The organism is Paenibacillus sp. FSL H3-0469 (genome assembly GCF_038051945.1).
Taxonomy (GTDB): domain Bacteria; phylum Bacillota; class Bacilli; order Paenibacillales; family Paenibacillaceae; genus Paenibacillus_AQ.
This window is the reverse complement of sequence record NZ_CP150302.1, coordinates 7,105,621-7,127,348: the sequence shown is the minus strand read 5'-3', so window position 1 is coordinate 7,127,348 and position 21,728 is coordinate 7,105,621. Positions and strand designations below refer to the sequence as shown.

16 protein-coding genes are annotated in these 21,728 nt (G+C 55.3%); 8 read left to right on the top strand and 8 right to left on the bottom strand.

Annotated elements, in window-relative coordinates; all coding sequences use genetic code 11:
* Positions 1 to 116: 116 nt before the first annotated feature.
* The 5 genes from NSS83_RS30910 to NSS83_RS30890 form a co-directional block, all read right to left on the bottom strand.
* Positions 117 to 1,760, bottom strand: coding sequence for a helix-turn-helix domain-containing protein (locus NSS83_RS30910; protein WP_341188029.1), 1,644 nt, complete (start codon positions 1,758 to 1,760; stop codon positions 117 to 119).
* A 20-nt stretch (positions 1,761 to 1,780) separates the two neighbouring features.
* Positions 1,781 to 3,580, bottom strand: coding sequence for a histidine kinase (locus tag NSS83_RS30905; protein ID WP_341188028.1), 1,800 nt, complete (start codon positions 3,578 to 3,580; stop codon positions 1,781 to 1,783).
* Between the two features lie 124 nt (positions 3,581 to 3,704).
* Entirely contained in the window at positions 3,705 to 5,066 is a 1,362-nt protein-coding gene (locus NSS83_RS30900) for an extracellular solute-binding protein (RefSeq protein WP_341347198.1), read from the bottom strand.
* 63 nt (positions 5,067 to 5,129) lie between these two features.
* Positions 5,130 to 5,918 carry a carbohydrate ABC transporter permease gene (locus tag NSS83_RS30895; protein ID WP_341188134.1) on the bottom strand — a complete coding sequence of 263 codons (789 nt, stop codon included), beginning with the start codon at positions 5,916 to 5,918 and terminating at the stop codon, positions 5,130 to 5,132.
* A 67-nt stretch (positions 5,919 to 5,985) separates the two neighbouring features.
* Positions 5,986 to 6,921, bottom strand: coding sequence for a sugar ABC transporter permease (locus tag NSS83_RS30890; protein WP_341188026.1), 936 nt, complete (start codon positions 6,919 to 6,921; stop codon positions 5,986 to 5,988).
* A gap of 666 nt (positions 6,922 to 7,587) precedes the next feature.
* On the opposite strand from NSS83_RS30890, the gene NSS83_RS30885 reads away from it, so the two are divergent.
* From NSS83_RS30885 to NSS83_RS30875, 3 genes are read left to right on the top strand one after another with little or no spacing between them, the layout of a single operon-like run.
* On the top strand, positions 7,588 to 8,352 hold the full coding sequence (locus NSS83_RS30885) for an SIS domain-containing protein (protein WP_341347197.1): 765 nt from the start codon (positions 7,588 to 7,590) through the stop codon (positions 8,350 to 8,352).
* Positions 8,349 to 10,160: a family 20 glycosylhydrolase gene (locus NSS83_RS30880; protein WP_341347196.1), complete on the top strand. Its 1,812-nt coding sequence runs from the start codon at positions 8,349 to 8,351 to the stop codon at positions 10,158 to 10,160. Before NSS83_RS30885 ends, NSS83_RS30880 begins: the two co-directional genes overlap by 4 nt.
* On the top strand, positions 10,160 to 10,639 hold the full coding sequence (locus NSS83_RS30875; protein WP_341347195.1) for a GNAT family N-acetyltransferase: 480 nt from the start codon (positions 10,160 to 10,162) through the stop codon (positions 10,637 to 10,639). The genes NSS83_RS30880 and NSS83_RS30875 overlap by 1 nt, the downstream gene beginning before the upstream one ends.
* Positions 10,640 to 10,715: 76 nt before the next feature.
* Here NSS83_RS30875 and NSS83_RS30870 read toward each other — a convergent pair whose 3' ends face one another.
* Positions 10,716 to 11,483 carry a methyltransferase domain-containing protein gene (locus NSS83_RS30870; RefSeq protein WP_341347194.1) on the bottom strand — a complete coding sequence of 256 codons (768 nt, stop codon included), beginning with the start codon at positions 11,481 to 11,483 and terminating at the stop codon, positions 10,716 to 10,718.
* Positions 11,484 to 11,690: 207 nt separating this feature from the next.
* On the opposite strand from NSS83_RS30870, the gene NSS83_RS30865 reads away from it, so the two are divergent.
* On the top strand, positions 11,691 to 12,674 hold the full coding sequence (locus NSS83_RS30865) for a zinc dependent phospholipase C family protein (protein ID WP_341188021.1): 984 nt from the start codon (positions 11,691 to 11,693) through the stop codon (positions 12,672 to 12,674).
* A 947-nt stretch (positions 12,675 to 13,621) separates the two neighbouring features.
* On the opposite strand, the gene NSS83_RS30860 is transcribed toward NSS83_RS30865, so the two are convergent.
* Positions 13,622 to 13,813: a hypothetical protein gene (locus NSS83_RS30860; RefSeq protein ID WP_341020282.1), complete on the bottom strand. Its 192-nt coding sequence runs from the start codon at positions 13,811 to 13,813 to the stop codon at positions 13,622 to 13,624.
* A 380-nt stretch (positions 13,814 to 14,193) separates the two neighbouring features.
* Here NSS83_RS30860 and NSS83_RS30855 point away from each other — a divergent pair, with 380 nt between their 5' ends.
* From NSS83_RS30855 to NSS83_RS30845, 3 genes are all read left to right on the top strand, one after another.
* Complete coding sequence (locus tag NSS83_RS30855) at positions 14,194 to 15,351, top strand: glycosyltransferase family 1 protein (RefSeq protein WP_341188020.1); 1,158 nt, start codon at positions 14,194 to 14,196, stop codon at positions 15,349 to 15,351.
* A gap of 168 nt (positions 15,352 to 15,519) precedes the next feature.
* Complete coding sequence (locus NSS83_RS30850; RefSeq protein WP_341188019.1) at positions 15,520 to 16,917, top strand: transcriptional regulator; 1,398 nt, start codon at positions 15,520 to 15,522, stop codon at positions 16,915 to 16,917.
* Positions 16,918 to 17,059: 142 nt separating this feature from the next.
* Entirely contained in the window at positions 17,060 to 18,232 is a 1,173-nt protein-coding gene (locus NSS83_RS30845) for a copper amine oxidase N-terminal domain-containing protein (protein WP_341188018.1), read from the top strand.
* Between the two features lie 329 nt (positions 18,233 to 18,561).
* On the opposite strand, the gene NSS83_RS30840 is transcribed toward NSS83_RS30845, so the two are convergent.
* Positions 18,562 to 20,403 (bottom strand): UbiD family decarboxylase, encoded by a 1,842-nt coding sequence (locus NSS83_RS30840; protein ID WP_341188017.1) that lies wholly within the window; start codon positions 20,401 to 20,403, stop codon positions 18,562 to 18,564.
* Positions 20,404 to 20,591: 188 nt separating this feature from the next.
* Here NSS83_RS30840 and NSS83_RS30835 point away from each other — a divergent pair, with 188 nt between their 5' ends.
* A complete protein-coding gene (locus NSS83_RS30835; RefSeq protein ID WP_341347193.1) occupies positions 20,592 to 21,680 on the top strand; it encodes a low temperature requirement protein A in 1,089 nt (362 codons plus the stop codon).
* Positions 21,681 to 21,728: the final 48 nt, after the last annotated feature.

Sequence of the window (21,728 nt, the reverse complement as noted above, 5' to 3'; positions counted from 1 at the left end):
AATCGGTTTGATCGTCAGCATATGAATCGGTTTGATCGTCAGCATGGGTAATGCCTCCTTGCTTCAGAGGGTTGTGTGAATCGGTTTGATCGTTAGCGTATGAATCGGTTTGATCGTCAGCATGGGTAGTGCCTCCTTGCTTCAGGGGGTTGTGCGGAACGGCTGCCTTCCTCTCCCCGGAATTCTCCGGGCGTAGCTCCAGTATGCAGCTTGAACAGCTTCGTGAAATAACTTTTATTCTCATATCCTAACCGCTCGGCAACCTGCTCCACACTTTGCGGAGACTGGTCCAGCCATTCCTTGGCCTGCTCCATTTTGATATGGGTGACGTAGTGGATGAAGCTCATTCCGGTCTCCTTCTTGAACAGACGGCTGAAATAACTCGAATTCAAATGCGTATATTCCGCCACCTCCTCCAGGGTGATCTTCCGGCTCAGATGGCGGTCTACATATTGCTTTACCTTCTTAATCTCCTCCCGGCGGGTCTCCTGGTACATCTCGCGGATATAAGGAAGCCGTTCGTAGAAGAAGGCCAGGGACCAGCTCTCCAGCGTGCCGATATCGTCAATATCTGCCAGGGTATCATGCAGCAGCTCCAGCGAAAAAGTGGACTGGAACTGCTGGCGGGCCATCAGCCGCATCTGATTGTCATAGAGCAGCTTGAGCATCCATTCTTTCACCTGACGCGGGGCATAACGCTTCAGACGGATGTGGTCCATCCATTTGGTCAGCAGCTCCGCAAGCCTGTCCGCTGATTCCTCCAGGAAGGCTTCACGGATCTCATGCGCAGCCTCGGCGTAACGGGTGAACAGGTCCTCCCCGGTGAACGGCGGAAGCTCCTTCAGTCCGGCCAGCTCACCCGGCTTCAGGTAGAAGGCATGCTCCCGGCCTTGGGTTAGCAGCCCTATCAGCCCCTCGCGAAAATGCCCGCTGCCCCGAGGGATACACAGGTATTGAAAGGACGCCCTCACCCCCGGCACGGCTTGAATAGCTGAGCGTAGCCTGCCAAGCATAGAAATGTGTCCGGCCTCTGCCCCGTTCCCCATACCGCCGGTGAAAACCAGTACACAATCACGGCCGCTGTAGGGCAGACATAGGGCGGCATTATTGTCCTGATACACCGACTCAGCCGCCGATGCCACCAGGGACATCCGCGCAAGCTCCTCCCCTGGAGCCTCCCCGCTGTCTCCGCTGATCCGGCAGAGCACAGCGACATGGGCTGTGAGCTCAGGCTGAATGCCCAGCTCGGCAGCGTCACTCTGCCACTCGCTGCCTGACAGCTCCCGGGCAATGATCCGTTCCAGTACCCGTTGCTTCAGCAGCCCCTTTTGATGCTCAGCCATGCTTTTCCATTTCAGCGTCTGGGCCTTCTCTTCATCCCTGCGGCGCAGCTCCACGCCTAATTCCCGGAGCAGATTCGTGATCAGCTCTCTATTCATCGTCTCCTTCAGAATATAGTCGCTCACCATCAGCTTGACCGCCTGCTGCGCATAGGTGAAGTCATCCATGCAGGACAGCACCACCACGCGCACCTCCCCGCATCGCAGCTTGAGCTCGCGGATCAGCTCCAGACCATCCATATACGGCATGCCAATGTCGGTAATCACAATATCCGGCATGTCCGCCCCGGCCTTCTCCAGAGCAACCAGACCGTTCTTGCAGGCCGAATGCAGCGTGAATCCAAGCTCGTCCCAGGGAATCATTGCCGACAGAAAATCCAGTACCGGCTGATCATCATCCACCAGCATTACGCTATACATCACTACCACGCTCCCTTTCCTTAAGCTTGATCCGGAATCTGCCCGGGCAGCACGAACCGGAAGGTTGTCCCCCCGCCGGCCCTGCTGTCCATTGTAATCTGGAAGGCTGAACCGTAAGTCAGATACAGACGCTCATAGACATTGGACATTCCGATATGGGCCAGCCTGCCAGGCGGCATTGCTTCCTTGCCCGGCGGCTTGGAGCTTAGTTCGGCGCGCAGGCGGTTCAGAGTGACCTCATCCATCCCCTGCCCGTTGTCTTCGATCTCAATGAACAGCCGGTGATCCTGTGTCCACGTTCGGATCAGAATACGCCCGCCTGCCTGACGCAGCCCATGAATGTAGGCATTCTCAATGACCGGCTGCAGCAGGAAGCGGGGGATACGGACGCTGAGGCTCTCGGAGGTACAGTCTGTATCCAGCGCCACCTCCTCGGACTGGCGGAAATTCAGCAGCTCCACATAGCTCCTGACAATATGCAGCTCATCATGCAGCGTAGTATATTCATCCCGCTGTTGAATCGTCATACGGAGCAGCCGGGAGAGCGAGAAGAGCAGCTCCGCATTCTCCTCATCTCCCCGCATCATAATGCGCAGACGGATCGAGTTCAGGATATTGAACAGGAAGTGGGGATTAATCTGCGATTGCAGCATCGCCAGCTCCGCCTTGCGCTTCTGTGCCTGCTCTTCCTTGATCTGGACAACCATCCGCTCTACCCGGTCCAGCATATGGTCGAAGGATTTGCCCAGCCGCCCGATCTCATCATATCCCCGGACTCCCGAACGGAGGCCCAGCTCCCCCCGGTCCACCCGCGCCGCCACCTGATCGAGCCGGATGACCGGCTTCGTGAACTGCCTGACCAGCAGCACCAGGATCAGCAGGAAAAAAGCACCCGAAACCACCTGCACCGCCGTACTCCAGCGGTGGGTCGCACTGATCCGGCTGACCGCCTCACGGTAAGGCGCCAGGCTGACAATCCGGTAATTGCCGTAAGGGATCTCCAGACTGCTGAGCAGATACTGCTCCCCCCGGTAATCGATAAAGCTGGAAGCGGCGGCGGGCTTCACGGCATCCATAAGTGAGAACGGCCGGCCCAGCAGGGACTTGTCCCGGGCGGCAATCACCGTTCCGTCCGGCGCAATCAGCAGGGTCTGCTGTCCCTTCCCGCTATCACTCAAGATCTGGCTGATCCGGCTCTCAGCGATACTAATGATCACCGTAGCGTAGGTTGAACTGGAGGACAGCTTGAGATTGCGGGCAATCGTAAGCACCTGCGGGCTGCCGGCTGCTGCGGTCGGAATATAATTATCAATCACGCCTGCCCAGTACAGCTCGAAGGCAGGCTGCTTGCGGGCGGTATCCATCCAGGGCTGCTGGAGCAGTGCCCCGACATCGAGCTTAGCGTAGGAATAATTGGAGTAGTATTGCCCGTCCGAGGTGAGGACGGTCACGAACGTTTTTTCCATCATGGAGGTCACGCTGACCAGTTTGTCGGTCACCTCTTTGAAGTCCAGGATATGTCTGGCTGTATCAGGCTGGTGCAGCTTGCTGCGCTGCCAGTTTTCTTTGAGAATGAGTGTAATGCCGGGATCGAACTGGATATAATTCGCCACCAGCACCATATTGCTGAAGAGGTTCGAGATGTACAGGCTCTCCTGCTCCAGTGAACGGCGTTCATTCTGAATCACCTGGGAGCGGAGGATATGCTCTGTGTAGGAATTGGAAATATACAGGGTAATAGAGGCGGGAAGCAGCAGACAGAGCAGAGAAGCGACGAGCAGCTTATTGCGAAAACCGAGTCTCCATCCTCTTGGCAGCAATGGCAATCCCCCTTCACAATCAGACTATCGTGTCTATGCTTCTATCATATCAGCTTTCCGCCTCCAGCAGCTGATTTCACCGCAGGATTTCAGGTAAAATCCGGCCGTTTAGCCCTGCCAATTTTTACTTGTTGGCGTCCACAATCTTCTGCAGCTCCGCCTGCGCTTTGCTGATTGTAGTCTCCAGGTCCTGCTGCTTCAGAATGAACAGCTCCGTTTCTTTGGTAAAGGCTGTCTCCAGCTCGCCCTGATAGGTCGGCGGCACACTTAAGGGAGCAGGCTTCGCATTCTTGATCACATAGGCCAGTGAGGTTTCGTCAATGTTGTCCGGGCTCATGGCCTTGGTTTTGACGCCTGCAATGAACTTGTCCACATCCTGCTTCTTCCAGGCAGAATATACATTCTGCATCTGCTCGCCCTCCGTGGAGTACCAGCGGATGAAATCATACGCTTCCTGCTGATGCTTCGACTTTTCCAGAATTCCAACGTAGTTGCCGTTAGCAATACTGACCCCGCTCGGTTCTCCTGCACTGTTCGAAGGCATCGGCGCGAACGCGGTGGTGAACGTAGCCGGGAACTCCTCCGACCCGCCGGCTTCACCGATCATCCAATTGCCGGTCACGATCATCGCGGCATGTCCGGTGAAGAATTCTGAGCGGTATGCGAGCTTCTGGGAGATCGTATCGGCATACGGTACGGCCACTCCGGATTCCTCAGCCTTATTGCGCAGCTCCAGAGACTTGCGGATGCCCGCGCTGTCAATATTTACGATACCGTTATTGACCAGATTATTGTCCTTCTCCTGGTTGATGATTCCGAGCTCCCAGTACATGGCCCAGGTATGGAAATAGGTGCCGAAGGTCTTGGAGGGGCCAGTGCCGCTGGTCAGTTTGGCTGCATAATCGAGATAGTCGTCCCAGCTCCATTCCGTCGGAACGGCTAACCCTGCCGCATCCAGCTTGTCCTTGTTCAAGAGGACGAAATAATTCTCAAGCGTATCCGGGAGTGCATACACCTTGCCGTCCACGGATGGATCAATCGTGTATTCGTCAGCCAGCGTGATCCCTTCCTTGGTGATCAGGTCATTCAGCGGAGCCAGCAGGCCAAGTCCGGCACGCTGTGAATAGTCGGTGGCTCCGGGCATGAACACCACATCCAGGTTCTCGCCGGAAGCCACGAGCAGATCCAGCTTTTTCATGCCAGCCACAGAGTCCCCGTTGTCGGCAAGCTCGACATATTCCAGGGTGACGCCCGGATGTGAATCCTCATAGGCCTTCAGCACAGGCTCCATATCCGCCGCAGGGGACCAGTTGGCAACCTTGATCGTTACCGGTTCTGCGGAAGGTGCGGCACTCTCCCCTGCCTCCGGTGCAGCCGTACTTCCAGCAGCGGGAGCTGCGCCATTGGTGTTGTTTGAATTGCCGCAGCCCGCCAGGGCTACCAGAAGCACGACGATCCATACCAGAGCGAACACATTCTTTTTCATCAATAACACCCCTTCTAATGTGGTTTACACCCGGTTATGCAGTTTCCGGGAACCTGCCCGCCCTCACCCCTTCACCCCCCCTAAGGAAATACCTTCGATAACCTGCTTCTGCCCAAGGATGAACACAATCAGCAGCGGGACAATAGCCGAGACCGAAGCCGCCATAATCAGCGAATAGAAGGCGCCGTTGCGGTCGGCGAAGGCGTTCATACCAAGCTGTAGCGTGTAGAGCGTCTTACTGTTCAGGAAGACCAGCGGCGTCTGAAAATCATTCCAGGTCCAGATAAACCGCAGAATCGCATACGTGGCAATCGCGGGCCGGACCAGCGGGAACAGAATGAAGGTGAAGATGCGCAGATGGCCCGCACCGTCAATCTGTGCCGATTCGATATATTCGTTCGAGAGCGAAGCGAAGAACTGGCGGAGCAGGAAGGTGCCCAGCACGCTGAACCCGCCCAGCAGGATCAGGCCCAGATGCGTATCGTATAGGCCGGTCGACCGGAAGATGATGAACAGCGGCACCAGTGTGGCTTCCGCAGGAATCATATAGGTTGCCAGCACAAGGACGAACAGTGCATTTCTGCCGGGGAAGCGGATTTTGGTGAAGCCGTAAGCGGCCATGCTCGACACCCCCACAGACAGGAGCGTGGTGAGCGCCGTGACCTTGATCGAGTTCCAGTAATAGAGCGTGAAGTTGGCTTTGCCGAACCAGACGGAATGATAGTTGAAGGCCGCCCTCCAGGTCTGCGGAATCCATTCAATCGGATACTTGAATACATCGGCCTCAGGCTTGAGCGAAGCGGACAGCATCCATATAAAAGGAAGCAAAAACACGATCCCCAGCAGCGCCATGATCAGGGTGATGATGGCTTTTCCCCAATCCAGATTGCCTATTCTCACAGGTGTGTGCCTCCCTTCTCTAGTAATTGACCCAATAGCGCTGCCCCAGCCACTGCAAGCCGGTAATGGCCAGCACGATGACGAACAGAATCATAACCATGGATGAAGCATACCCGGTCTGAAGATCGACGAAAGCCGTCTGGTACATGTCATATACGACAACAGAGGTGGAATGGGCCGGTCCGCCGTCCGTCAGCACCTTGACCAGGGCGAAGGATTTGAAATTGCCGATAATCCCGGTCACCAGCAGGAAAAAGGTCGTCGGCGTCAGCAGCGGAAAGGTGATCGAGCGGAACTGGGCCAGCTTCGAGGCGCCGTCAATCGTCGCCGCTTCATACAGATCGGCAGGAATATTCTTGATTCCGGCGATATAGATAATCAGCGAGACCCCGAGATCGATCCAGATCATCAGCAGCATGACCGAAGGAAGCGCATACGACGGATCGGCCAGCCATTTGGGCGGATGGTCCACGCCGAGCGCTGACAGGAAGCCGTTAACCGGACCATACGAAGGATGGAAGAGCACCTGCCACACGACCGCTACCGCGACGACACTGGAAATCTGGGGCATGAAGTAGATGACTTTAAAAGCCCCCGGCGCGTACACATGACTCGTGATAATTACCGCCAGGATCAGCGCGATCCCCATTCCGGCCGGTACGGCCAGCAGCATAATGAAGTTATTGCCCAGCGACTTCAGGAACACCTCATCCTGGAACAGCTGGCGGAAGTTATCGAAGCCATTGAACCGGATCTTGTCGAACCCGGTGACGAACGACCATTTGGTGAAGCTGAGCACAAAGGAGAATATCATTGGAATTAGCGTAAATACTAGCACACCCAGCAGCATCGGACCGGTGAACAGGTATCCCATCCCGGCCTCCAGCCGTTTTCTTTTTCTGCTGCCTGCGGTTGGTTTCTCACGGGACTGCGGTAAGGTAACTGACGTCTTCAATGGCTCTGTCCCCCCTCTTGCGTGATCTTATCTCTCATTATAGAAAGGTAAGGCAATAGGCATAAGCCACGATCCTGACCCGTTCGGAAAAATTTTTACCTGCCGAAGACGGGAGCTGTCCATTAGAGTGTTTGGCCCGGCATCACGGATTGAGGCGCGCTTATTGCGGATAGTTGTCCATTAGAGCGTTTGGCACGGCATCACGGACTGAGGCGCGCTTATTGCGGAGGATAGTCTCCACTTGGGAAAGGAAACGGACCCCATGGGCCTTATTCTTGGAATTTCTACTTTAAACATCTTATAGAGAGAGGATAAGCTCCACTCAGTCCGTTAACCCGCAAAAAGTAGCGTTTTCCAGGGAATAGGGTCTCTTAGGTCCGTTAGGAGCAAACTCGACCGGCCGGTGCAGTTTCATTGTACTGAACCTCCGGGATCAGACCTTATTCACAGAATTACATCTGATGCACCTCTATGACATCCGGTTGGCCAAATCAGTCAAAAACGGTCCCGATTTGCGCAAAATAGTTGATTTACTGAGGCAGTCCGGTTTGTTATCTTCTAGGCAAGCAGAAGCTTAGGCTTACATCTTAAGTAAATGCTTCCGATGCCAGTTTGGCGAAGAGACCCAGGGGGCTTATGCTTACAAAACTTTTAGGAGGGATAGTGATGAACGTGAAGTCAGATATTATGTCCGCTTATATGGATACTATTGTCGAACTGCTGAATGAGATACGGAGTGAGCCGCAGGACAAGCTGCTGGAGGTGGCGGAGCTGCTCGCGGAGCATATTGCAGAGGACAGGCTGATCTATCTCTACGGACCGGGAGGACACTCCAATATGAATGCCACCGAGGTCTTCTTCCGTGCCGGAGGACTGATGCATATCAGCGCCATTTTAGATGAAGGTACGATGATCTCGAATGGCGCCCTGCGCTCCATGGCGGTTGAACGCACTCCCGGCTATGGCACATTAGTCATTGAAGACAACCGGCTTGGACAAGGCGATATTCTGATCATCGCCAATGCGTACGGAATCAACACAGCCTGTGTCGATGCCGCTCTGGAAGCACGCCGCCGGGGCGTAATCACTATTGCGGTGACCTCCGTGGGCCATGCCGAAGCAACCCCAGCCAAGCATATTGCCCGCCACCCTTCGGGACAGAATCTCTACGCACTCTGCGATTATGTTCTGGACAGCAAGGTCAAGACTGGTGACGCTGCGCTTCACATTGACGGCATTGAGCCGAAGATGGGCTCCACCTCTACCTTCGCCAACGCTTTTCTGCTGAATTCCCTGATGATGACCACGGCCGCCTGCCTCGGGGCAAAAGGGATCGAGGTGCCGGTCTGGCGCAGCGGCAACGCCCCGGGCGGGGACGAGTGGAATAACCGCTTTATTGAGCGCTTCAAGGGCCGGGTACGCTGGCTATGAGCCTGCAGCTGATTCCAGCCCCTCAGGTGGTGCAGAGCCGTGGACCGGAGCAGGTCAGGGGAATTCGCGGCTGGGCAGTGCAGTTATGGAGCCCCGGGGAGGATGTCCGGCTAGTGGTGGCGGCTAAACGGATATTCGCTGGGGTAACCGCGCATGCTGCTCAGGGCGGCAGCGGTGTATTCGCCCTAGTCACGGAGGGGACTCCGCTCAATCCGCTGCTGGCCCGGCGGGTTGAGGGCAAGCATGACGGTTACGTGCTGATTACGGATAAGGACCGGATCGAGCTGTATGCACTCAGCGCTCCTGGCCTATTCTACGGGCTGAAGACGCTGGAACAGCTGCTGGGGAGCGGCGGCGGTACCGTGCCTGCAGTAACGGTTGCCGACTGGGCCGAGCTGAAGCTGCGCAGCGATTATCTCGATCTGCGCACCGTCTATCCTACGTATGAGCATCTGCTGGAGTACATCGCGGAGCTGGCCGATTATAAGATCAATACGCTGATTATCGAATATGAGGACAAACTGCCGTTCCGGGAACTGGCCTTCCTGCGCCATCCTGAGCTTGCCTTCACAGAGGAAGAACACCGCCGGCTGCTCCAGGTCGCACATGACCACTTTGTCACCGTGATTCCAAAGCAGCAGTCCTTCGGGCATCTGGAATACATTCTGAAGCATCCACCCTACATCGGTCTGCGCGAGGTCCCGGAGACCGTGTCGGAGCTGTGCCCGCACCGCGACGGCTCCTTCGGGATGATGGCCGGGATTCTGGAAGAGGTGGCGGCTCTTCATCCGCACAGCCGCTATCTTCACCTCGGCTGTGACGAGGTCTGGACCCTTGGCACCTGCGAAGACTGCAAGCACTCCGGGCTTACCCCCGAGGCTTCGTTCATCCGCTTCGTCAATCAATTGGCGGAGAAGACGCTCAGCCTCGGCAAACAGCCGATGATCTGGCATGATATGATCATGCAGGCTACAGCAGAGGAGATTGCGGCGCTGGACAAGCGTGTGATCGTGGTTGTCTGGATCTATGGCGGGCACCGGATGAAGGCGGATGCCCGGCAGATTCTCCACAAGCTGCGGGATGCGGGTATCCAGACCCTTGGCGCTTCCTCTGTCCGCTGCTGGGACGATAACGGCGACCAGAATTATCCGGTGATCCATAACCGGATCAAGAATGTGCAGGACTGGATTCAGCTCGCCCGCACCGAGCAGCTGGAGGGTATTATTCATACGAACTGGGGGTGCCCGTTCTCGTTAGGCAGCCCCTACGGATTGTTCGAGACCTCACGTTATCCGGCTGTCTTCGCTGCGGAGCAGAGCTGGAACGCCGGAGCGGAGACCGCGACGTTCCTGACACGGTTCCTGCACCAGTTCCACGGCCTGCCTGCGGACCGGCTGAGCGGGGAAGAATGGGCGGATTATGCAGTCACTGACTATTACGCATTGATTCCGCAGCTTCTGCCCGAGGTCAAGAAGAACCGCTTGACCGCTGAGCTGATCGATGCCATGATCCAGTATGAGCTTCCGGCACAGCGCCGCTCGCCGCTGCATACCTTCCTCTTCCGGGGAGCGATGTCGCCGGGCAGCGAGGAAGTGATGACCTTCCTCCGGGACAAATACCGGAGCGGCTACGGCGATCTCCAGCGGGCCAAGCTAAGAATGCAGAGCGTGCTTGCCGAGCTGCTGGTGCCGCAGATGGCGGAGCTGTTCATCCGCTCCCGGTTCTACCGGCCTGAATTATTCGAGACCAATCTGCAAGCCATGATAACCGATCTTGAGATCATAGAACAGAAAGCGGGGGAACCTTGATGCCTGATATGCTTGTGAAGCTATACGATTTGCCGGACAACGGAGCGCTGCTGGAGCGTCTGCGGGGTGAAGGGATCGCCATCAAACGGGCGATGACCGGAGATAAGCAGGCGATTGTGGATTTTGTCGGCCGCCATTTCACAGCCAGCTGGCGGAATGAGTGCGAGACGGCCTTCGCCCATCTGCCCGTCCACTGCTATATTGCGGTGAAGCAGGGCGAGGTCATCGGCTTCGCCTGCCATGATGTCGTGGTGAAGAACTTCTTCGGTCCGACCGGGGTGCTGGAGGATTACCGGGGACTGGGCATCGGAAAGGCGCTGCTGCTGGAATGCCTGTCGGCCATGCACCAGAGCGGTTATGGCTATGCCATTATCGGCTGGGTGGCGGACGCCGTCCCTTTCTATGAGAAGACCGTGGGTGCGATTGCGATCCCTGATTCTTTTCCCGGCGTATTCCGTGACCTGATCAGCATGGACTAAATAAGATTGTATTGTGTGAGCACAGCAAATAGCGGCAGCCGGGACTTCTCATCCCTGGCTGCCGCTGTTTGCTGTGTTATTTTCTGGCCAAATGCAGGTCTATCGTGTCATAAACCGTCAGCACATCCCCGCTGTTCAGGATCGCCGCTCTGATCTCTTCCTCTAACAGCAACCTCGCCGCAGCGGGCATTCCTCTGTGATCCGAATAGGTATTGAGCAAGCCGATATAATCCGCTGAGGAGAAGGCTCTCGTCAGATGATACAGCTTCAGCTCAACCTCTCTGAATCCGTAGGTATGCAGATGCTGCGAGACCACATTGTACCTTGCCGTATCGTGCTCAATTAACGGGGAACTGTCGGGCCTGTACTTCCGGTATATTTGCTGGAGCTGCTGATGTAATTCATCGTCTGTCCGTGCGGCAAACGGCCGGTTCCAGAATAACGCTACGGCCCCTCCGGTCTTCAATAATTGCAAGACTTTCGGATAGCCGGTCTGCTCTGGAATCCAGTGAAAGGCGGTGCCTGAATAGATAAGATCGCTACTCCCCGCGCGGGCTGCAAAATCCTCAAACGATGTATGATGCACCTTGAACCCTGTGTACTCCAGGAATTTCTGCTGTGTGTACTCCGCCAGATTCCTGCCCAGCTCCACCGCCGCCAGCTCACAGCCAGTCTCCAGCACAGGCCGGGTCGCCTGCCCCATACCGATTCCGATCTCAATCGCCTTCTTGCCTGGTCCGATGTGTGAGTAAGCGATGATGTCCTGGAATAATTCTGCGCAGTAGACCGGCCTCCAGCGCTCATAATTCGCCGAGTCCTCGTTGAAGGTTAACCGCTGATCCATCTCCTTACCTCCGATCATGTCTTCTCAGGATAGCGCTAATCTGTGCCGGTGTATGTTTTATTTTTCATATTGGGTTCATTCACAGAATTGTAAAAGAATGCATGCTGTTTTATGCGGCATTTCTGATTTTCTTTTTACATACAGGGGGTAAAATATATAAATATGCTTAGTTGCGGCTGACACAAGAACATATAGGAGGTAACGATCATGCCTAATATCTGGATGCATATCGAGTACGGGCGGCAGCTGGCCGGAGAATTCAGTAATCGTCTTCCGTTTCTTCAGCAGCTGGAGCAGCAGAAGCCCCTCTATCATCTTGGCTGTCAGGGTCCGGATATTCTGCTGTATCACAGCTTTCTCCCTTGGAGCAAGGATGCCGGGGCGCTGCATCTCGGGGATCTGATGCATTCGCGCAGCTGCGGGCCTGTACTTATAGACTTCTGGGAGTCAGCGCGGAACCTCGGCGGAGCGGAGGGCGATCAGGCCCGGCTCTACTTCCTAGGCTTCCTCACCCATCATCTGCTGGACCGCAATCTCCATCCCTATATTAACTGGAAAGCGGGCTATCAATACCGCGATCATCAGCGGTTCGAGATTGATCTGGACACCTTGTTCATGAACCGGCGGCGGAAGCTCAACACGTGGCAGAACCCGGCCTGGTCCCTGATCGACGCCGGCTCCCGCCTGCCCGGTCCGGTTCACCGCATCCTTCACACTACAGCCCTTAAGCATTACCCGGAGGCGATGGCCCGGTTGCCTGAGGAGATCTGGCAGACCTCTTACCGCGATATGGTGCTGGCCCAGCGGTGCCTGTATGACCCGAAGGGCTGGAAAAAGGCTATCACCTGGGGACGGACACGCCTGCTGTTCTCCCGTAAGCTTACCGCGCGCGAGGAGCAGCTGGATTATCTGAATGAACGGCACTCCGAATGGCGGCATCCCGCACTCTATTCCGAGGTCCGCACAGAATCGGTGTGGGAGCTGTGGGAGGCGGCTCTTACGGAAGGCCGGATGGTGCTCGGAGCGCTTGCCGATTGGCTGGAGAGCAAGGACCCCGCTGCGGCAAGGCGCAACCTGGAGCAATTCGCACAGGTGCTGGGCAACCGCTCCTACGATACCGGCAAGGATTGCAGCATGAATCTGCAGAATCAATACGCCGAACCGATCTGGACAAGTCTGCCGGGGAGTTGAGGGGGATCGGGGAATGGAGTACAGGAACGGGGAGCGAGTCCAGTGGAGCGGGAACGGGGAGCCACACAAGGGTGCCTGAAGGAGTAGCGGGTATTAGGTACGCGCACGGTACAGGGGACCAGGAACGGAGGTACGTGTATCGTAATCGGGGATGGGGAACAGGAACCCGGCAGCGGGAGCAGCCCCACAGCAAATATCTGGCCCGCCCTTTTTACCTCCGCACCCTTTTCCTGTTGGAGGAAACGAGTGCCTGCCGTAAACAATCGGAAAAACGTATCTTATTTCGCCGGTTTCTCAAGAATATCGGGTAACAAGTGGATTTTGTACATTTATTCCAGTTAGTTTTCGCTACTGTTGGAGGAAACGGGCAAATTAAGTGTTGTTTATCCAACTGTGGTTCCAGCAGAGAGCCTTCGTTCATCAGCAAGTGTACAAAATCCACCTATTCCCTTTACAGTAACTCGTTGCTTGTCCGAACGTCCCTCCTTCCCCCTCAGCAGCTAAAATAACCACAAAGCCATACCGCCCTCCGGCTCTGGCTCCTATACCTGCTCAGGTACTTTGCACGAACGCAATGTATGCTGTTTTTGCTATACATTTAGTCCATCTACCTGCTTGCGAGCAGAATGTATACTGTTTTCCACATACATTCAGACCGCGTGCCTGTTTACGAGCACAATCTATGCTGTTTTTGCCATACATTTGGTCCTTCTACCTGCTTGCGAGCGAATGTATGCTGTTTTTCACATACATTCAGCCTTCAGTCACATTCAGCATCAAAGTCATTCAGCGAATCATTCCAAGAAGTCATCTCCACACAAATTTACACTCACCTTTTCCACAGCAGCAGGAATCTATAGTCTCCTATATATTTTCACAAAAACGCCCGGTTCCCCGGGCGCTCAGCATAATCTATACATTATCCTTATGTCAGATAGCATTCCAGCTTACAGCGGATCAGCATTCGGAAGAATCTCCGGCGGGGCTGGAGGAATAATCTCGGGCTGCTCCGGCGGTACGATTTCGGGATGCTTCTCCGGCACAATCTCCGGCGGGATCACAACCGGCTCCGGGAGGATATCCGGCTTTACATCCGGGACAACCTTCGGCGGAACCTCTGGCGGCAGATCTTTACTCATCTCCTTATACCTCCTTCATTCCTGATACCTCATGTATACCCGATCCGCTCCTCCTTTAACCTTGTTGCCCTAGTCTTCCCCTGGTCTTCTCTAGTCTTCTCTAGTCTTCCCTAGTCTTCCCTTATTGCCCTAGCCCCCCTTGTCCTCCCTACTCCCCCTCCTCCTCCTTGGTCCTCCCTAGTCTTCCCTAGTCTTCCCTAGTCTTCCCTACTCCTACCTACTCCCCCCTCGTCCTCCCTACTCCTCACGGGTCCTCACGAATTCCCTCCGACCCTCCCTGCAAAATCCCTCCTTCGTGCGAGATGTTTAACCTGCGGTTGATCTCCAAGTAATAGTTGGTTGTTAAGATCAAAGCAACAAGATTACTGGGAGGGATACCGATGCGTCTGGCACTATTCACGGACACTTTTCTTCCGCAGACGAATGGCGTTGCCCGCACACTCAGCCGGCTGACCGGCCATCTGCACCGCCGGGGAATAGAACATCTGCTGTTCACGCCAAAATCAGCCCCGGAGAGCAGCTACCCCGATCCTGTCAGACCCGTGGCCAGCATCCCCTTTTTCCTGTATCCCGAGTGCAGGCTGGCCCTGCCCGGCATGTCCTCCATGCAGAGTGAACTGGCTGCCTTCGCCCCCGACCTGCTCCATCTCGCCACCCCGTTCAATATCGGCCTAACCGGCCTCCGGTATGCCCGCAAGCAGCAGCTCCCCCATGTCGCCTCCTATCACACCCACTTCGACCGTTACCTCGAATACTACAAAATGAGAAGAATCCTCCCGCTCTACTGGAAATACATGAAGTGGTATCACCGGTCCTGCGATGCCATCCTGGCCCCTTCCCGCGAGACCCTAACCAGCTTACGCATGGAGGGCTTCACCAAGCTGCGCCTGTGGTCCAGAGGCGTGGACTGCACCCTATACTCGCCAGAGAGACGAAGCGAAGAAGTGCGGGAGCGTTACAGCAAGGGAGCAGCACTGATGATGCTCTATGTCGGACGGATTGCCCCGGAAAAAGATCTCACCACCCTCCTTCAGGCCATGCCGCTCCTGCCGGAGTCCGTGCGTGTAGCGGTTCAGCTGGTGATTGTCGGCGATGGGCCGCTGCTGCCTGAACTGAAATCGCAGGCACCGGACAATGTCACCTTCACCGGTGCCAGGCACGGCGAAGAGCTGGCAGAGCTGTACGCCTCCGCCGATTTGTTCGTCTTCCCCTCCTGCACGGAGACCTTCGGCAATGTCGTGCTTGAAGCCATGGCGTCGGGGCTCCCTGTCATCGCCGCAGATGCTGGCGGAACGCGGGAACTGGTCGCACCCGGTGTCACCGGCATGCTGTTCGACCCCCGCAGTCCGGCAGCCATGGCAGAGCAGATCTGCACTGCCGCCGCCGGGCATCTGCTGCGGAGCGCAATGGGCCGCGAAGGGCGGCGCCAAGCTCTCCAGCGCTCCTGGGAGCAGATTTTTGACAGGCTGATTAAGGATTATGAAGAGGTCATCGAGCGCCGCAGGATCAAGAATGAAGCAGGGATTTACACCGCCTGAGCGGCTGTCTGCCCGCCTATGAAGACTAAGCGTTCCCGGGACCACGGGAATGCTTTTTTCCATTGTTCACGGTTTCTCCCCATCGCTCTATTGACCATTGGAATAATGACTTATATTATACACATATACAATAATCCAAAATATGGAATTCAGTCAGGCGGTGATCAATTGAAGCCTCTCACAACGATCCGGAGTCATCTTGAGGCTTATCTCTATTCCCAGCAGTTGTCCATCAACCAGTTCTCCATTCAGTCCGGCGTTAATTCCGGCACCTTAAGCCGTATCCTTAGCGGCCAGCAGCCGATTGCGATGAACCACCTGAAATTGATTACCCGGGGCATGTCATTGCCGGAGGATCATTTCTATAGCATGTATGTCGATGAGTGCTTCTTATATTCGGCACCAACCTGGCGGCGGCTGCGCCCCTTCATCCTGAATTCGGCGGAGCTGGGGCGGCTGGACTGTATTGAGCTTGTAGCCAAAAATCTGCTGGACAACCTAACCTACGCTCCGATGCTTTTTGAAGTGGCCGAGGACCTGTTTCAGGAGCATCACTGGCAGGCCGCGGCCGTGCTCTACAAGAATATCAGCGCAAGCGAGAAGTATCAGCATTCGGAGCGGCTGGCCCTCTGCCAGTACCGTTTGTTCCGTATCACCCTCGGAGACAGCCAGACACTCAACCTCCAGGCTGCTCTTTTATTCGAATGTTATATTGAACGGCTTGAGGTGCCGGATCAGCTCGATGGACTCAAGACCCTGATGCATGTCTATTACTCGTTGCACAAGTGGGACAAGGTGGATGCGCTGGCCCAGGAGATGCACCGTCTTGCCATGCTCAGCTACCACCATCTGCACCGGTCGCAGCGCAGGGACCGCCAGGATAAAAGCCCGGAGAAGCCGGTTTTCTTCTATGCGCTGTATTCGCATCTGATGCGGGCAAGTGTGTGCGAAGAATTCCGGGACTATGAATCGGCGCTGAAATACGTAGCACTATATATGGATAGGAGCTGGATACGCGAAAAAGATGAAGACACCCGGCACATCCTGGACCAATTCCAGGAATGGGGCACGGCCAATACCCTTCTCTACCGGATGATGTCCGGCGACTATGAAGTGCTGCCTGAATATGTGGCCTATATTGCTCCGCATGCCAGTGAGATCTTTGTAGCCCTGTACCATATTATGATCTCAGCCAACCGTTTCTCCTGGAATGTCGATGAGGTGCTTGAACAGTTCCCTTCCTATATCCCTTACCGGACCAACCTGAAGGACTTCGGGGAGCTTCACAACCAGCAGATCCTGGCTGACCAGTACTCTACCTTTCTCGCGGAATTAGCCAAGTATTATTTACGCAATCACCGCCTGGAAGGAATGGGCTTCCTGCTCCAAAGTCTGGAATCTTCTGCTAAAATAAAGAGTGATAGCATAATCATTAAATGTGTGAATCTGTTTGAACAATTCCGGCATCAAGCCACTGAGGAACAGACAGAACAATACAGACTTCTGATTGGAGAGGTGCAAGAATCCAATGATAAGAAAAATGATTATGCTTCTAGTTTCATGTAGCTTGGCGTTTATAGCCATTCAGCCCCTGGGGGGGTATGAATCTGTTACAGAGGCTGCTGTACAATCCGTGGTTCAGCCTATGGGTCACGGGACGGGGAACGGCTGATCCAGCAGCGGCTGCACCCCAGAAAGGATGATGAACATGAAGATCAACCGGAGAATGTTAGTCCTCGCCGCACTCGCACTGGCCTTGACCGGAGGAACTGAAGCCGTTCCGGCTTCGGCCAAGCCTGCCCCAGGCGTGCAGCTCCAATTAACCTACAGTAACGGAAGCGGGTTATCGGGCATGGCCGGAGGCACCGCACAGATCAAGAACGGCATCTCTTATATGCCGGCTAACCTGGCCACAATCATGGGTCTTGAGGTCAAGTGGAATAATGCGGACAAAACCGCTGCCTTCAGCGGGTGGAACAAAAGCTTCAGTGTGAAGCTTGGTCAATCCACCGGCGTACTGGACGGGAAGAAGGTCTCCCTTGGAGGCACACCTTATATGGCTGATAAGCAGCTGTATGTGCCTGTCAAATTTGTAGTAGCGGCCCTTGAAGGCGGACCCGTAAGATGGGATGCCGCCACGAATACGATACGGGCCAACGGTCTGCATATGTACCGCGGTTATTCAGAAGTGTTCGACGGCGGAGTGTACTCCCTGTCGCTGGACAGCGGCGAGCTGTATCTGACAACGAAGCAGAACACTAAGCATAAGCTTGCTGTTCTCGGTAGAGGACTGGATGTAGTAGATTTCACCTTCGAGCGCACACCTGCCGGTCTGACGCTGCTTCAAGTCGTCAATTCCTATGGCGAGCCCCATGTGCATGCGGAGTACTACACCTATCTAGTGAAGAACAATAGTGTAATCCGTCAGGGGCATACGGATATCCACACCTCCTTCGGCACAGCCCCGGTCTGGGCCGGCGATAAGCTGGTATTCAATGACGGCCGCACGCTAAGGCTCATTGAGGATGGAACCGGAGCAGTCAGCGAGACGGTAGATATACCGAAGCTGCTGGGTGCAACCGTTACCCAGGATGTCTACTACAATGTCGAAGCCGTCTACCCCGATGTTCTGCTGGTCCGCCCTACAGACACCGCCTTCCTGACCCTCGTTGACCGTGCTAGCGGTGAGCAGACTTTGTTATACAAGCAACTGCTAAGTTCGGAGCGCCAGCGCGAGGTAGAGCAGCCCGACTTCATGTTCCCGGGAGACTATATCTACTTCACCGGGCGCAAAGACAATGTGTTGAGCTTCAACATCCACAGAATGGATGGCAGTCAAAATATCGTGCAGACATATACGCTGCCGGGCAGCCAGAACTGAGCAGCTGCACTTCACATTCGATGAATTCGGTTTTTCGCAAACATTTTTTCGGCCACGACAAAAAAGCGCATAAACGTCATCATATAAAAAATGACGTTTATGCGCCTGCCATCCAGCCGCCGGCAAATGAAAGGCAGGGCGTCTACAAACGCCCCTGCCTTTTCATTCTCCGCTCCATTCTTCGCTCTCTTCTTCGTTCTCTCCTCCGCTTGCGGTCCTTACGGTAGAGCAGAAGATCCAGCATAACTTCGAAAAGCATTCCGAATAGCTCAGCCATACAACCCCTCTTTTCAGCGGTTTCAGCGGTTATGGAATGGCAGCTTCACCCCTTACCGTCGCCGCAGTCCACCCAAGCTTGCTCCTTCACTAAATACCCGCTCAATCCTCCGCTGCACCTCAGGGTCAGGAATTAGCGGCGGCGCCTGATGCGGCTTCACCCGGGCGTCGATGATCACATTATCACAGGCCCAGTGCTTATGCTCCACCGTGCTGTTCACCCCATGGATGTCATGGGAAGGATTGCTGCGGGTGAAGGTCGCCCACAGGAAGTTGTTCAGCGACTCTGACATGAAGCTGCTGTCATCGCACAGAATAATCATGGGGCAGGAATCAAGCGCCCCCTGCGCTGCAATGGCAGCACTCAGTGCGGAGATTTCTTCTGCCGCCGAGGCGTAATCCCGGAACGGCTTCCCCTGCATGGCGGCAATCCCCGGCATAATCATGGCCGCCGGACCCCAGCCCCGGTCTACCTGCTGAAGAACCTCAGGCACCTCCGTACACAAGCTCCGCTTCTGTTCCCCTACGGCTGCGAAGACCACCTTGCTTCCGCTGTTGATCCCGGTGCCGGAATAATCCAGCGTATCGATCGTTGTGTTCGTCTGGAAGTGAATATCGCGGCGCAGATTGATCCGCTCCAGGATGTAAGTCAGGAACCCGGCGATATCATGCGTGCTGACCGGCTTGTCCTCTTCTGCCGTGATGAACAGATATTTCGCCAGACTGAGCTGGCCGGTTCCGAGAATCCGGTTGCTGATCGTTAGCAGCTCTGCAGGCTGCTTAAGCTGCTGATACGGGGTATACCGTTCACTGCCGATCGCGAACAGCAGCGGGTGCACTCCCGCAGCATCTATCGCATGTACCTCCTTCACGCCGGGAATCTCCGAGCGGATCGCCCCGCCGGTCAGCTCATGGATGAGCTCTCCGAAGGCAGTGTCCTCCTGTGGCGGACGGCCGACCACTGTGAAGGGGAAGATGGCCCCTTTTTTGGCATAAACCTTGTGTACTCGCATCACCGGAAACGGGTGAGTCAGGCTATAATAGCCCAGATGATCGCCGAACGGCCCCTCCGGCTTCGTCTCCCCGGGATGAATCTCTCCGGTAATCACGAAGTCGGCATCGCTGCTGACGCAGAAGCCGTCTACATAGCTGTAGCGGAAATGACGCCCCGAGAGCAGCCCGGCAAAGGTCATTTCACTTAAGCCCTCCGGCAGCGGCATCACCGCCGAGAGCGTATGCGCAGGGGGGCCGCCGATGAAGCAGCTAACCTTAAGCGGCTCGCCGCGTCTGTTCGCGTGGGCCTGATGAATGCCGATGCCGCGGTGAATCTGGTAATGGACGCCCACTTCCTTATTCAGCTCATATTCATTGCCGCTAAGCTGGATACGGTACATCCCCAGATTGGAGTTCATAATGCCCGGCTTATCGGGATCTTCGGAGTACACCTGCGGAAGCGTGACGAACGCCCCTCCGTCGCCCTGCCAGTGCTTAATCTGCGGAAGATCGGAGATCCTAATCTCCTCGAATCCGGCCGGCACACCGCTGCCCTTCTTGATCGGCAGCGCTTTACGGGCGGCAAGGCCTGTCCCGATATACCTTAAAGGCTGCTTGAGCGCCTTCATGGGATTGCTGCGCAAGGCGATGACCGCCTGCGAAGATTCCCACGTGTCGCGGAAAATGAACTTGCTGCGCTCAATCGTTCCGAACAGATTCGAGACCGCACGGTACTTCGAGCCCCGGACCTTCTCGAAGAGCAGAGCGGGACCGCCTGCCTCGTAGACCTTCATATGTATCGCCGCCATCTCCAGATGCGGGTCCACCTCTTCATGTATGCGAATTAAATGCCCGTGCTTCTCCAGGTCAATAATACATTCTTCCATAGTGCGATATGACATGCTTCTACTCCCATTCTCTCAAGAATATGAACCTCTTTATTATCAATGAGTGTGTCCGTCAGGTCAATTGCCGCCAGGGCAACCTCTCCAGTTATCACAAATATTCTTGCCTTCTTCTGCGGAGAGCTATTATTATACTTGTAAACCGGACGGCTCCGGGCATACAAACGGCAAAGGGGACTAACGCAATGATCATCAAAAAGGTTACCTGGCTTGAGCTCTTCTACGATCTGCTGTTTGTCGCTGCGGTCTCCAAAGCCAGCCATGTGCTGCTGCATGTAGAACACGAGACGCTGTCCCTTGAGACACTCGGCAAATTCGTACTGATCTTCATTCCGATCTGGTGGGCCTGGGTCGGGCAGACACTCTTCGTTAACCGCTATGGGAAGGATACCGTCCCGCACCGCGTGTTTCTGATCATTCAATTATTCTTCGTGCTGATCATGACGGCCAGTCTGTCTGTGGATTTCGATGCCAACTATCTGCCGTTTCTGATCGGCTACCTGGGGCTCCGGATCATGACAGCGGTCCAGTATCATTACAGCCATTCCAGAGAAAGCGGACATTTACGCAACACAGCCCGTTATCTGGGATCACGCTTCTGGATTGGACTTGCGATTTCGGCTTGCTCCCTGTTCTTCGATTCCTGGCTCAGGTATGCGGTACTATACGCCGGGATTATCCTGGACATCATTCTCCCGCTGACGGGACGGAGGATTCTGGTGAAGACTCCCGCCAATACCCATCATCTGCTGGAGCGCTTCTCCCTGTTCGCGTTGATCCTGCTCGGCGAATCCGTGGTCAGTATCCTCGCCGTGCTGCAGTCCAGCAGCTGGACCGGACCATCTGTCGGTTTCGCTGCGCTCACCTTTGTGCTGATCATCGCCATCTGGTGGCAGTATTATGACAACCTGGAGAAGAAGGTCGATATGCATATCCAGACTGCCGGACAGACGATTATCTACGGGCATCTGTTCATTTATCTGTCGCTATGTATGCTTGCTGCGTCAATCCAGCTATTGTTCCTGGATCAGCTTCATTATGGGCAGATGCTGAACCTGTTGTTCGGCTCCGTGCTGCTCTATTTCGCTTCCACGGCACTGGTCTTTCAGGTCTACAGGCATAAGCAGCACCGGCTGGGAATGAAGCCGCTGGCCCTGCTGACCCTCATTCTGGCCTGCTTCTATGTGCTGGATCTTGTAGTCCATGTACCGGATGTCCTGATCATGGGCGAGCTGGCGCTGTTCTTCACGCTGTACGCCAGAATTACTGCCTGACCCGTCTGCCAGTCAGCTCTCAGGCACTGGCCCATCTATTCGCTCTGC